The 12,472-nt window shown below is 50.5% G+C and carries 13 protein-coding genes, 1 rRNA gene and 1 riboswitch; of the genes, 1 reads left to right on the plus strand and 13 read right to left on the minus strand.

Features of this window, described 5'->3' with window-relative positions; all coding sequences use genetic code 11:
- Positions 1-8 precede the first annotated feature (8 nt).
- The 11 genes from purH to purE are packed head-to-tail and all read right to left on the minus strand — an operon-like array spanning position 9 to position 11,277.
- On the minus strand, positions 9-1,529 hold the full coding sequence (gene purH / locus KNO72_RS12035) for a bifunctional phosphoribosylaminoimidazolecarboxamide formyltransferase/IMP cyclohydrolase (RefSeq protein WP_078146257.1): 1,521 nt from the start codon (positions 1,527-1,529) through the stop codon (positions 9-11).
- Positions 1,526-2,104, minus strand: a complete 579-nt coding sequence (gene purN, locus KNO72_RS12040) for a phosphoribosylglycinamide formyltransferase (protein ID WP_074037833.1) — start codon at positions 2,102-2,104, stop codon at positions 1,526-1,528. Before purN ends, purH begins: the two co-directional genes overlap by 4 nt.
- On the minus strand, positions 2,101-3,135 hold the full coding sequence (purM, locus tag KNO72_RS12045; RefSeq protein ID WP_214685456.1) for a phosphoribosylformylglycinamidine cyclo-ligase: 1,035 nt from the start codon (positions 3,133-3,135) through the stop codon (positions 2,101-2,103). Before purM ends, purN begins: the two co-directional genes overlap by 4 nt.
- 12 nt (positions 3,136-3,147) lie before the next feature.
- A complete protein-coding gene (gene purF / locus KNO72_RS12050) occupies positions 3,148-4,557 on the minus strand; it encodes an amidophosphoribosyltransferase (RefSeq protein WP_214758269.1) in 1,410 nt (469 codons plus the stop codon).
- Complete coding sequence (gene purL, locus KNO72_RS12055) at positions 4,533-6,752, minus strand: phosphoribosylformylglycinamidine synthase subunit PurL (protein ID WP_214758271.1); 2,220 nt, start codon at positions 6,750-6,752, stop codon at positions 4,533-4,535. The genes purF and purL overlap by 25 nt, the downstream gene beginning before the upstream one ends.
- Positions 6,736-7,416: a phosphoribosylformylglycinamidine synthase subunit PurQ gene (gene purQ / locus KNO72_RS12060; RefSeq protein ID WP_031420919.1), complete on the minus strand. Its 681-nt coding sequence runs from the start codon at positions 7,414-7,416 to the stop codon at positions 6,736-6,738. Before purQ ends, purL begins: the two co-directional genes overlap by 17 nt.
- The gene (gene purS, locus KNO72_RS12065) at positions 7,413-7,655 is read right to left on the minus strand and encodes a phosphoribosylformylglycinamidine synthase subunit PurS (RefSeq protein ID WP_031420917.1); all 243 of its coding nucleotides are present in this window, start codon (positions 7,653-7,655) and stop codon (positions 7,413-7,415) included. The genes purQ and purS overlap by 4 nt, the downstream gene beginning before the upstream one ends.
- Complete coding sequence (gene purC, locus KNO72_RS12070) at positions 7,652-8,356, minus strand: phosphoribosylaminoimidazolesuccinocarboxamide synthase (protein WP_078146253.1); 705 nt, start codon at positions 8,354-8,356, stop codon at positions 7,652-7,654. Before purC ends, purS begins: the two co-directional genes overlap by 4 nt.
- 49 nt (positions 8,357-8,405) lie before the next feature.
- Positions 8,406-9,698, minus strand: coding sequence for an adenylosuccinate lyase (gene purB / locus KNO72_RS12075; protein ID WP_015880706.1), 1,293 nt, complete (start codon positions 9,696-9,698; stop codon positions 8,406-8,408).
- Positions 9,695-10,789, minus strand: a complete 1,095-nt coding sequence (gene purK / locus KNO72_RS12080) for a 5-(carboxyamino)imidazole ribonucleotide synthase (RefSeq protein ID WP_214689054.1) — start codon at positions 10,787-10,789, stop codon at positions 9,695-9,697. The genes purB and purK overlap by 4 nt, the downstream gene beginning before the upstream one ends.
- Positions 10,789-11,277, minus strand: coding sequence for a 5-(carboxyamino)imidazole ribonucleotide mutase (gene purE / locus KNO72_RS12085; RefSeq protein WP_074032924.1), 489 nt, complete (start codon positions 11,275-11,277; stop codon positions 10,789-10,791). The genes purK and purE overlap by 1 nt, the downstream gene beginning before the upstream one ends.
- 68 nt (positions 11,278-11,345) lie before the next feature.
- Positions 11,346-11,447: riboswitch (purine riboswitch) on the minus strand.
- A 146-nt stretch (positions 11,448-11,593) separates the two neighbouring features.
- Between purE and KNO72_RS12090 the strand changes: the two genes are divergently transcribed.
- On the plus strand, positions 11,594-12,064 hold the full coding sequence (locus tag KNO72_RS12090) for an NUDIX hydrolase (protein WP_214758273.1): 471 nt from the start codon (positions 11,594-11,596) through the stop codon (positions 12,062-12,064).
- A 42-nt stretch (positions 12,065-12,106) separates the two neighbouring features.
- On the opposite strand, the gene KNO72_RS12095 is transcribed toward KNO72_RS12090, so the two are convergent.
- Both KNO72_RS12095 and rrf read right to left on the minus strand, forming a co-directional pair.
- Positions 12,107-12,298: an NETI motif-containing protein gene (locus tag KNO72_RS12095; protein ID WP_015880702.1), complete on the minus strand. Its 192-nt coding sequence runs from the start codon at positions 12,296-12,298 to the stop codon at positions 12,107-12,109.
- An 87-nt stretch (positions 12,299-12,385) separates the two neighbouring features.
- Positions 12,386-12,472, minus strand: a 5S ribosomal RNA gene (rrf, locus tag KNO72_RS12100); the annotation flags it as partial.

Raw genomic sequence — 12,472 nt, forward strand, 5'->3', positions numbered from 1 at the left:
AACCCCTCTCAGTGTTTGAAATGTCTGACTGATGTGAATACCATCGTAATGCCATGGCGATTTGCCGCTTCAATCGATTCGGCATCACGAATCGACCCACCCGGTTGGATGATGGCCGTGATGCCCGCTGCCGCTGCCGCTTCGACCGTATCTGCCATCGGGAAGAAGGCATCACTTCCGAGAGCCGCGCCTGACGCGCGTTCCCCGGCTTGTTCAAAAGCGATTTTCGCTGCACCGACGCGGTTCATCTGTCCGGCACCGATTCCAATCGTCGTCTCGTCTTTTGCGACGACAATCGCGTTCGATTTGACGTGCTTGACGACACGCCATGCAAGTTTCAAATCTTCCCATTCCGCTGCTGTCGGGCGACGATCCGTCACGATTTGGCATGAGGCATCATCGAGTGTCATGTCATCCCCGTCTTGTACGAGCAATCCTCCGGCGACAGCCGTAAGGCGCATGCCTGTCATCTGTCCCATATCTAACGTCAACAACCGAAGATTCTTTTTCTCTTTCAATCGGTCAAGTGCTGCCTCACTAAAGGATGGGGCAATGATGATCTCTAAAAAGATGTTGCGAAGGGCATCTGCCGTCTCAAGATCGACTTCACGGTTTAAGGCGACAATTCCACCAAAGATGGAGACCGGGTCGGCCGCATGGGCACGTTCGAACGCTTGAGAAATCGTCCGTCCGACTGCAACGCCGCACGGGTTCATGTGCTTGACGACGACTGCCGCCGGCTCAGTCAATTCACTGAGTGCTTCAAGGGCTGCATTCGTATCTTGAATGTTGTTATACGAGAGCTCTTTCCCGTGAAGCTGTGTCGCATTCGCAAGTGTCATCCCGTCATATAACGGTGTCTTATAAAACGCCGCTTGTTGGTGTGGGTTCTCTCCGTAACGAAGGTCTTGAACTTTTTCATACGTGACCGTCAACTGCTCTGGGAACGTTTCGCCGATTTGACGACCTAAGTAGTCAGCAATCAACGCGTCATAGGCAGCCGTATGTCGGAACGCTTTCGTCGCAAGACGTTGACGTGTTTCAAACGATGTACCGCCTCCACGTACTTCCTCGGCGACGAGTGTATAATCACTCGGGTCCACGACGACGGTGACACTCGCATGGTTTTTCGCAGCCGAACGCAACATGCTCGGTCCACCGATATCAATGTTTTCAATCGCTTCTTCGTATGTCGTATTCTCTTTCGCAATCGTCTCCTTGAACGGATACAGATTGACCACGACATAATCGATTGGTTCGATGTGATGATCTTTCATTTGTGCGACATGCGTATCGAGGTCGCGACGTCCGAGCAAGCCCCCGTGAACGAGTGGGTGCAACGTTTTGACACGGCCGTCTAACATTTCAGGGAACGATGTCACTTCCGAAATGTTCTTGACTGGCAATCCTGCCTGTTGAAGCGCAGCCTCGGTCCCACCTGTTGAGATGAGCTCGATGCCCGCCTCATGCAAGACGGTCGCAAGTTCGACAATTCCCGTTTTATCAGAAACACTTAATAATGCTCTCACTTGAAAACCTCCTGTTGATTCAATACTTGTTGTAATACGCGCGGATACAGTTGGTGCTCGATCGTCTGAATGCGACGCGTCGCCTCGGTGCGGTCACACCCTTCAATCTCGACAGACGCCTGTGCGATGATCGGACCCGTGTCCATCCCCGCATCCACATAATGAACGGTCACACCACTCGTCGGTACGTTGGCGTCAAGCGCCTGTCCGATCGCGTCTTTACCCGGAAAAGCTGGTAAAAGCGATGGATGAATGTTTAGAATGCGATTCGGATATGCGGATAGTAACACATTACCGATCAAGCGCATATACCCCGCCAACACGATATAGTCTACACGAAGCGTACGGAGCAGGACGAGAATCTCTTCCTCGAACTCTTCTTTTGACGCGTACGCCTTCGGTGTAAACGAAAAACTCGGAATCCCGTGACGCTCCGCTCGATCGAGAACAGCAGCTTCTGGTTTGTCCGTCACGAGCAACACACATTCAGCAGACAAATGACCATCGGTGATCGCTTGCCAGATCGCTTCGGCGTTACTTCCCGATCCTGACGCAAAGATGGCAAATCGTTTCATTGGTCCACTCCTGAAATCCGGATGCCTGGACGACTCTCGACTTTCCCGATTCGGTGCGCAGTCTCCCCGACACGTTCAAGCGCCGCTTCGACGAGTTCCACATCTTCAGCTCGTACCGTGATCATATACCCGATTCCCATATTGAAGACGTTGAACATTTCTTGCTTCGAGATGTTCCCGACTTGTTCGAGCCAGTCGAATACAGGAAGACTCGGCCAACTCGACGCATCGAACGTGATGCCAAGACCTTCTGGCAACATGCGAGGCACATTCTCATAGAAGCCACCACCTGTGATGTGTGCCATCCCTTGAACCTTGCCTGTCGAAATGGCCGCTTTCGCCGCTTCGGCATAAATCCGTGTCGGCAACAGCAAGGCGTTCCCGAGTGTCGTATCGAGCATCGCAATCTCATCCGTATAATGAAGACCTTGTGCTTCCACGATATGACGTACAAGGGAGAACCCATTCGAGTGAACGCCTGAAGATGCAAGTCCGAGCACGACATCTCCATCCTGGATCGTCGAACCGTCGAGCAAGTCCTCTTTCTCTACGACACCGACCGCAAATCCAGCGATGTCATATTCGCCATCCGGATACATCCCTGGCATCTCAGCCGTTTCGCCACCGACGAGCGCACAACCGGCTTGGACACACCCTTCCGCAACACCGGCGACGATTCTTTCCAGTTTGGCCGGTTCTGCTTTCCCGGTCGCAATATAGTCGAGGAAATAGAGCGGTTCTGCTCCATGCACGAGACAATCGTTGACGCACATGGCGACGCAGTCGATTCCAATCGTGTCATGCTGGTCGAGCGCGAACGCTAATTTCAGTTTCGTCCCGACCCCGTCGGTCCCGCTCACGAGAATCGGGTGTTTCATGTTCATCGAACCGAGGTCAATCATTGCTCCGAAACTACCGAGTCCTGTCATCACTTCCGGACGCATCGTCCTAGCAACATGACGTTTCATACGGGATACGGCCTCGTATCCTGCTTCTAAATTCACACCCGCTTGTTCATAACGAACGCTCATTGCATTTCCCCCTTAAGCCTTTGTCTCTGTCACGAGTTCTGCAAGTTCAGTCGGATAAAGTCCCGTGAAGCATGCAGCACACTGCCCGCGTAGTGCTCCTTCAAATGGACGATCGATGGCTTCGACCGTTCCATCCAATGTGAGGAACGCTAGTGAATCGGCACCAATCTCTTCTCTGATTTCTTCAACGGATTTGGTTGCCGCAATTAACTCTTCCTTGGTGGATGTATCGATTCCGTAGTAACACGGATGTTTGATCGGTGGTGACGTGATGCGCACATGCACCTCTGTCGCGCCTGCCTCTCGAAGTAACGTGACGATTCGGCGACTCGTCGTTCCACGGACGATCGAATCATCGACCATGATGACGCGTTTCCCGTTTACGACACCGCGTAACGCTGACAACTTCATCTTCACGCCGCGCTCCCGTAATTCCTGGGACGGTTGAATGAACGTCCGTCCGACGTAACGGTTTTTAATGAGTCCCATTTCGTAAGGAATTCCGCTCGCCTCAGCGTAGCCGATTGCCGCGGAAATACTTGAATCTGGCACACCTGTCACGACATCCGCTTCGACCGGTGCTTCTTCAAACATCTTTTTCCCCATGGCCTTACGTGCCGTATGCACGTTGATGCCATCGATGATCGAGTCCGGTCTTGAGAAGTAGATGTATTCCATTGAGCACATGGCACGGACGGCCGCTTCACTGAATCGCTCTGACGTGATGCCTTCATTCGTGATCATGAGCAATTCTCCTGGCTCAACATCCCGTACGTACGTCGCCCCCACGACGTCAAACGCACACGTTTCTGAAGCGAACACGTAAGCCCCATCTTCAGTTTGTCCGAGTGACAATGGACGTAACCCATGCACATCGACACCGACGTACAGTGCATCTTCCGTCAAGAACAGGAATGCGAATGCCCCTACGAGACGGGCCAAGCTGTCAGCGATTCGTTCTTTCAACGAATTGCCGCGACTTCGCTTGATGAGGTGAGCCACGACTTCCGTGTCGGACGTCGTCTGGAAAATCGCGCCTTCCGCTTCGAGCATATGTTTCAACTCGGTCGCATTCACAAGGTTTCCGTTATGCGCCATCGCCAAATCGCCAGTCAACGACTTGAAATGGAGCGGTTGAACATTCTCGAGCGTGTTGCCGCCAGCCGTCGAGTAGCGGACGTGTCCAATCGCATGGTTCCCGGTGAGTGCGTCGAGAGATGTTTCGTCAAACACTTCGGTGACGAGTCCGAGTCCACGTTTCGCGTGGAGACGCTCTCCGTCTGCCGTGACGATTCCTGTTCCTTCTTGGCCACGGTGTTGCAAGCTGTGAAGTCCGTAATAGGCTAGGTGTGACGCTTCGATGTGACCGAACACACCGAAGACGCCGCATTCCTCGTTCATGCCTCGGATGTCATATAACATGGAATAGCTCCTTCCCATACACGCTCTAACTCTTTCACGTCCATTTCAATCAAGCGGTCGCTTGCGCGAACGACAAGAGTGGATGTTTCTGTAACTGTCCCGATTGCTTTTCCGTTCGTCATGCTCGCGAATGCCTCGGCATGTGCCTTGTCGACCGTCACGAGGAAACGTGACTGTGATTCACTGAATAGCGCCGTCACGAGATCTGTGTCAATCGTCACGTCCACGCCGAACCCTGTTCCAAAGACCAGTTCCGGTAACGCTGCCGCAAGACCACCCTCTGATACATCATGTGCCGCCGTGACCAGACCTTCACGGATAGCGTGAAGCAACGCCTTTTGTGTCTGACGTTCTTCTTCAAGATTGAGTGTCGGTGCATGACCGCTCACTTTTCCGTCTTGCAACATCTGAAGGGCACTTCCGCCAAACTCTGCTTTTGTCTCACCGAGTAAGAAGACGACGTCTCCCGCTTGTTTCGCAAACGATGTCGTAATATGTTCTGGTTTCTCGATGAGCCCGACCATTCCAACGACCGGTGTCGGGTAGATGGCTTGTCCGTTTGATTCGTTATAAAGCGATACGTTCCCTCCGATGACTGGCGTATCGAGCGTACGACACGCTTCTGCCATTCCTTCGACGGCTTGGTCGAGCTGCCAGAACCCTTCCGGTTTATCCGGGCTCCCGAAGTTGAGACAGTCCGTCAAGGCGAGTGGTTCTGCACCACTTGCGACGATATTTCGTGCCGCCTCCGCGACAGCGATGGCTCCACCGACACGTGGGTCGAGATAGACATATTTCGCATTGCAGTCTGTTGTCATCGCGAGCGACTTCTCCGTTTCACGAATGCGAATGACCGCGGCATCACTACCCGGTGCGACGACTGTCGACGTTTGTACCATATGGTCATATTGCTCATACACCCAACGTTTCGAGGCGATGCTCGGCATCGCAAGGACGTCTTTCCATGTCGCCATCACATCTTCGACGACTGGTGTGACCGGCTCCATCGCTTGGAATGCTTCATAATATGCTGGAACTTTAGACGGTTTATGATAGACCGGTGCGTCTTCTGCGAGTGCATCGACCGGTACTTCGGCCGCGACTTCCCCTTGATGAACGAGACGAAGTACTTTTTCTTCAATGACTTCGCCAACTTTGACTGCATGAAGTCCCCACTTCGTGACGATTGCTTCGATTTCGTCTTCATGTCCAGCTTTGACAACGAGGAGCATCCGCTCTTGCGATTCCGAAAGCATCATCTCGTAAGGTGTCATGCCAGTCTCACGTTGTGGGACGAGGTCTAGGTTCATCTCGATTCCCATCCCTGCTTTTGATGCCATCTCTGCTGACGATGACGTCAATCCGGCTGCGCCCATGTCTTGAATCCCGACGAGCGCAGGATGTTTGATGACTTCGAGACACGCTTCGATCAAGAGCTTCTCCATGAACGGGTCCCCGACTTGGACGGCTGGACGTTTCTCGTCCGCGTCTTCCCCGAGTTCTTCAGAAGCGAACGTGGCACCATGGATTCCGTCACGTCCTGTCGTTGCTCCGACGTACATGACCGAGTTTCCGACACCTTCCGCGATCCCTTTTTGAATGTCTTCATGACGGATGAAGCCGACGCACATCGCGTTGACGAGCGGATTTCCTGAGTAAGCCGGGTCAAAGGCGACTTCCCCACCGACAGTCGGGATGCCGACGCAGTTCCCGTATCCAGCGATGCCGGATACGACATGACCGAATAAATGTTTCACACGTGATTCGTTCAAATCTCCGAAACGGAGTGAGTTCAATAAAGCGATCGGACGGGCGCCCATCGAGAAGATGTCACGGATGATTCCACCTACCCCAGTCGCTGCTCCTTGATAAGGCTCAATCGCGGACGGATGGTTATGACTCTCGATTTTGAAGGCGACGGCTTGTCCGTCTCCGATGTCGACGATTCCAGCCCCTTCTCCTGGTCCTTGTAAGACGTGCTTGCCGGTTGTCGGAAACTTCCGGAGCACCGGTTTCGAGTTTTTGTACGAACAGTGTTCAGACCACATGACCGAGAAGAGACCGATTTCTGTATAATTCGGTTCCCGGCCAAGCAGTGAGACGACGAGCGCGTATTCGTCGTCCGATAATCCCATCGTGGCATAAATCCGTTCATCACGGATTTGTGTAGCTGTCGGTTCAGTTGTAAGTAACATGTCGTGCCCCCCATTTTACGATTGACGTGAATAACCGTTTACCGTCTTCCCCACCGAGCAACGCTTCGACCGCACGCTCCGGGTGTGGCATCATGCCGAGTACGTTTCCTGCCTCGTTCGTGATGCCGGCGATGTTTTCGACCGATCCGTTCGGGTTCTCTTTATAGGTGAACGCAATCTGGCCATTTGCCTTCAATGTCTCGAGTGTCGTTTCGTCACAGTAGTAGTTGCCCTCACCGTGTGCGATTGGCACGCGAATCGTTTCCTGTGCCGCGTACTCACTTGTGAACATCGTCTCGTTGTTTTCGACGACAAGGTCGACGGTCTTACACATGAATTTCAAATCGCGGTTTCGCATCAATACACCTGGGAGGAGTCCCGCTTCGACGAGCACTTGGAATCCGTTACATACGCCAAGAACCGGGCGTCCTTCTTCCGCGAAACGCTTCACTTCAGCCATGATTGGTGAAAACTGGGCGATTGACCCGCAGCGCAAGTAGTCTCCGTATGAGAAACCACCTGGTAAGAGGACTCCATCAAATCCTTCAAGTGAGGTTTCCGTATGGAACACGTATTCCGCTTCTTCCCCGAGCACATCTTTTACCGCATGGTACATGTCGAGGTCACAGTTTGATCCTGGAAAGACGATGACCGCAAACTTCATGCGAGTACCCCCATCTCGATTTCAAAATTCTCAATGACCGTATTGACGAGTAACTTCTCACACATCTCTTTGACCATGGCTTCTGTCGTGTCGTCCGCTACTTGAAGCTCGATGACTTTCCCGATCCGCACCGATTCAACTCCAGCGAATCCGAGATGTTCGAGCCCGCCTTTTACGGCAACTCCTTGTGGGTCGAGTACACTTTCACGTAATGTCACATACACATTTACTTTTTTCATTGTCCGTTTCCCCCTATGCGTGTTAACAATTGTCCATACGTCTCAGTCAAAGAACCTAAATCGCGACGGAATACATCTTTATCAAGTTTCTGTTTCGTTTCTTTGTCCCAGAGACGACACGTATCCGGTGAGATTTCATCCGCCAAAATGATCGTCCCATCCACTTTTCCGAACTCTAGTTTGAAATCGATCACGTCGATGCCGTGTTGACTAAAGAAATCGAGCAAGACATCGTTTACCCAAAGCCCGAGTTGTCGCAATGTTTCGACTTCTTTGTGTGTGGCAACTTGCAATAATCGGATATGATCTTCTGTGAGGAGTGGGTCCCCAAGAGCGTCGTCCTTATAATAAAACTCGACAATCGGTGCGAGGAGCGGTGTTCCCTCTTCCCAACCGAGACGTTTCGCTAGACTACCGGCCGCGACGTTGCGGACGACCACTTCTAACGGGATGATGTCGACACGGCGGACCAACTGTTCTCGCTCTGAAATTCGTTTGATAAAGTGCGTCGGAATCTTGTTGTCATGCATCAATTCGAACAACTGGGTCGTGATGGCGTTGTTTAAAATCCCCTTCCCATCAATCGACTCTTTCTTCTCTCCATTGAATGCTGTCGCATCGTCTTTGTAGTACACACGAAGCACACCCGCTTCTTCTGTCTCAAATAATGCCTTCGCCTTACCTTCATAAATTGCTTTCATCTGAACCGTTCCCCCTTAAAAGTGAGAGGGGCATGTCGCCCCTCAACGATTACAAACCACAGCGTTCAAAAATCGTATCGACACGACGTACGTGATAACGCGGGTCGAACAACTCATCGAGCTCTTCACTCGTAAAGAGTGCGCCCATTTCTTTGTCCTCTTCAATCAATGTACGGAACATCGTCTCTTCTTCCCATGCCTGCATCGCCTTCGGTTGAACCGCGTCGTATGCCGCTTCACGAGACCAACCCTTTTCGATGAGACCGAGTAAGATCCGTTGCGAGAAGATGATTCCGAACGTGCGGTCCATGTTGCGACGCATGTTGTCCGGGAAGACCGTCAAGTTCTTCACGATGTTACCGAAACGGTTCAACATGTAGTTGAGGAGAATCGTTGCATCCGGAATGATGATTCGTTCTGCTGATGAGTGCGAGATATCACGTTCATGCCAGAGTGGGACGTTCTCGTATGCTGTCATCATATGACCGCGAATGACGCGTGCAAGACCCGTCATATTTTCAGAACCGATTGGGTTACGTTTATGCGGCATCGCCGACGACCCTTTTTGTCCTTTCGCAAAGAACTCTTCCACTTCGCGTGTCTCTGTTTTTTGAAGTCCACGAATCTCCGTTGCCATCTTTTCAATCGATGTGGCAATCAATGCGAGTGTTGACATGTACTCGGCATGACGGTCACGTTGGAGAGTCTGTGTCGAAATCGGTGCAGCTTGGATACCGAGCTTGTCACAGACGTATGACTCGATGAACGGGTCGATATTCGCAAACGTCCCGACCGCTCCGCTCATCTTCCCGAATTCAATCGTTTCGCGAGCTGCCATGAAGCGTTTTTTGTTCCGTTTCATCTCTTCATACCAGAGGGCGAGCTTCAGACCGAACGTGGTCGGTTCTGCGTGCACGCCGTGGGTACGTCCCATCATGATGTCATACTTATGTGCTTTCGCTTTTTCTGCGAGAATACCGATGAAGCGATCTAAATCGGCCTCTAAAAGATCATTCGCCTGTTTGATTAAGTACGAGAGTGCCGTATCGACGACATCCGTCGACGTCAATCCGTAATGCACCCATTTTTTTTCTTCTCCGAGTGTCTCAGAAACGGCACGAGTGAACGCGATCACATCATGACGTGTCTCTTGTTCAATCTCTAGAATCCGATCAACATCAAACGATGCCTTGTCCCAAAGAACTTGTACATCTTCTTTCGGGATGATACCGAGTTCACTCCAAGCCTCACAGGCATAAAGTTCAACTTTTAACCAAGCCTCGAATTTGTTCTGATCAGTCCAAATGTTTGCCATCTCTGGGCGGGTGTAGCGTGAAATCATAAAACGGTCTCCTTCCAAATTGCCAGTTGTTCGATGGTATGAAGCGCTTCTTCGACCGTGTCACCAAGGACGTTCAAATGTCCCATTTTGCGACCTGTCTTCGCTTCATCTTTTCCATACAGATGTAGTTTAACATTCGATGGCAATGCTTTGACATGAAGTCGTGGCATATGCTCGCCGAGAAGGTTGACCATGACGACAGGCGATGTCAATCTCGTCCGTCCGAGGCGCATCCCGGTCACGGCTCGAATGTGTTGTTCAAATTGTGAGGTTTCACAAGCATCAATCGTGTAGTGCCCGGAGTTGTGCGGACGCGGCGCAAGCTCATTCACATATAGACGGCCATCCGCCATGACGAACAGCTCGACAGCGAGCGTTCCCATTAAGCCGATATGGTCTGCAAGCTGGAGAGCGAGGTGTCTTGCATCCTCTTGAATCTCATTTGATACGCGAGCCGGTACAATCGATAAATGTAGGATGTTGTTGTGATGAATGTTTTCACTGATTGGGAATGTCGACGTTTCGTCATACCCTCTCGTCACAATGACTGAAATTTCTTTTTCAAATGGCAACCAAGCTTCGGCGACATATTCCTGCTCGACAAAATGTTCAACGAATGTCTGAAGGTCATGTTCCGACCGAATGACCGTCTGCCCTTTCCCGTCATAACCGAAGCGACACGTTTTGATGACAAAAGGTAAGCCGAGCTTCTCATATGCCTGCCGTACATCTCGAACCGTACGTACCGAAACATACGGTGCGACACGTAGTCCTGCTGATTCAATCATCTGTTTCTCTAAGATGCGATGTTGCGTCGCCTTCAACACGTCCATACCTTGTGGGCATTTTTCTTCGATGGCTGCAATCATTTCCGTATCGATGTTCTCAAATTCATAAGTCACAACGTCTGAACGAGCAGCGAGTTCTTTTGCGGCATTCACATCATCAAATGAGGCAACAATTGAATCTGCCACTTGAGCAGTCGGTGCATTGGGGTTCGGGTCAAGACAAAGTGTCGTGTATCCCATTGCACTCGCACTGAGTGACATCATCCGTCCAAGTTGTCCTCCACCTAAAATTCCGATTCTCATCAGACCAACTCCTCCGTTCCTCGCATCGCCATCTCTTGTTTCTTCTCACGAAATGCATCAAGTCGATTTGTAATGTCTGTGGAGTGGATGCTGAGAATTTGAGCAGCCAATAATCCTGCATTCGTTGCTCCCGCCTTACCAATCGCAACAGTTGCTACTGGAACTCCTGCAGGCATCTGAACAATGGAGAGGAGCGAATCCATTCCATTGAGTGCTTTCGACTGAACCGGGACACCGATGACAGGAAGTGTCGTTTTCGCAGCGACCATTCCAGGAAGGTGGGCTGCCCCACCAGCACCCGCAATGATCACTTGGATGCCTCTGCCTCGTGCCTCTTCAGCATATTCGAACATAAGGTCTGGTGTACGGTGAGCGGATACGACTTGTTTTTCATATGGAATCTGCAACTCATCCAACACGTCACACGTATGTTTCATCGTCTCCCAATCAGATGAACTTCCCATGATTACTCCAACTGCTACGTTCATTCCCAATGTCCCCCTTACAAAAAGAAATCCCTAAACCGACAATCAGTTTAGGGTATAGGCATGACAAATACACGTCCGCTACACCCCATAGTCTGATCAGAATCGGTGATCAGGTAGAAACTTGCAAGCCATTTCCTTGCGATTATATGGAGCACTATTTATTTTTCTTATCTCACACGCCTATCGTACCTTGTTCTTTGAAAACATGTCAATAAACTGCGAACATTTTAATTGTCTGAATATTTATCGTTCGCTTTTTGGATGTTATCAGCACAATCTTATCCGATAATGTATGCTATTGAAAAGGGGGAGTTAGATGAGTTACATCGCAAGTTTACGGGAAGTGATTGGGAATCGTCCAATTATCAGTGTGGGAGCAACCATTTTGGTCATCAATCAAAAGCAAGAGGTACTGATGCAATTCCGATCGGATACACTTGACTGGGGATTACCAGGAGGATCGATGGAACTCGGAGAAACATTGGAAGAAGTCGCTGCAAGAGAATTAGAAGAAGAAACTGGACTTCTCGCTGAGCAATTTGAATTAATCCAAGTCTTTTCCGGTTCAGATGGTTACTTCAAATATCCAAACGGAGACGAGACATACGGTGTCATTCATTTATACCAGGCGAAAAGAGTACATGGAGCGCTCGTCATGGAAGATGGTGAAAGTTTGGCTCTTGAATACTTTAGTAAAGAGAATCTTCCTAAAAAGATAGAAAAACGAGCTCAAACTTTATTGGATGCGCTTGGAAATCGATGCTTTGAACGCGAGCATTCATTTTGAGACATAAAAAAGCCGTCACGCAGATTGTGTGACGGCTTGGCATTAGGATTCTTTAGAGACGCATTCAAATAAAATCGATTGATGGGAATGGACAGGTTCATCTTTGGCTCCCGTTTGCTCAAAGACGGGCTTTTCAATACGGCGTATAGGACGATAACCCATTTCATTGATTCGATCTAAACATTCACTGACCGTTTCATTTGGTTCGACATATACTTTGATCTTCTTAGCCATTGCTTCTTACGTCCTCTCTTCCACTAAGCTGAATCGATGATATGAAAAAACGGCGGCCCTTGAGCGAATGCTCCAGAACCACCGTTTGCCTGGCAACGTCCTATCCTCACAGGGGGAGATCCCCCAACTACTTTCGGCGCTGAGACGCTTAACTTCCGTGTTCGGCATGGGAAC

Source organism: Exiguobacterium sp. s123 (genome assembly GCF_018617075.1).
In the GTDB taxonomy this organism is placed as follows: Bacteria; Bacillota; Bacilli; order Exiguobacteriales; family Exiguobacteriaceae; genus Exiguobacterium; species Exiguobacterium profundum.

Excerpts from the sequence above, each read along its gene's own strand:
- purN (WP_074037833.1), bottom strand. The coding sequence starts at position 2,104 with ATGAAACGATTTGCCATCTTTGCGTCAGGATCGGGAAGTAACGCCGAA.
- purM (WP_214685456.1), bottom strand. The coding sequence starts at position 3,135 with ATGAGCGTTCGTTATGAACAAGCGGGTGTGAATTTAGAAGCAGGATAC.
- purF (WP_214758269.1), bottom strand. The coding sequence starts at position 4,557 with ATGTTATATGACATCCGAGGCATGAACGAGGAATGCGGCGTCTTCGGT.
- purL (WP_214758271.1), bottom strand. The coding sequence starts at position 6,752 with ATGTTACTTACAACTGAACCGACAGCTACACAAATCCGTGATGAACGG.
- purQ (WP_031420919.1), bottom strand. The coding sequence starts at position 7,416 with ATGAAGTTTGCGGTCATCGTCTTTCCAGGATCAAACTGTGACCTCGAC.
- purS (WP_031420917.1), bottom strand. The coding sequence starts at position 7,655 with ATGAAAAAAGTAAATGTGTATGTGACATTACGTGAAAGTGTACTCGAC.
- purC (WP_078146253.1), bottom strand. The coding sequence starts at position 8,356 with ATGAAAGCAATTTATGAAGGTAAGGCGAAGGCATTATTTGAGACAGAA.
- purB (WP_015880706.1), bottom strand. The coding sequence starts at position 9,698 with ATGATTTCACGCTACACCCGCCCAGAGATGGCAAACATTTGGACTGAT.
- purK (WP_214689054.1), bottom strand. The coding sequence starts at position 10,789 with ATGAGAATCGGAATTTTAGGTGGAGGACAACTTGGACGGATGATGTCA.
- purE (WP_074032924.1), bottom strand. The coding sequence starts at position 11,277 with ATGAACGTAGCAGTTGGAGTAATCATGGGAAGTTCATCTGATTGGGAG.
- KNO72_RS12090 (WP_214758273.1), top strand. The coding sequence starts at position 11,594 with ATGAGTTACATCGCAAGTTTACGGGAAGTGATTGGGAATCGTCCAATT.
- KNO72_RS12095 (WP_015880702.1), bottom strand. The coding sequence starts at position 12,298 with ATGGCTAAGAAGATCAAAGTATATGTCGAACCAAATGAAACGGTCAGT.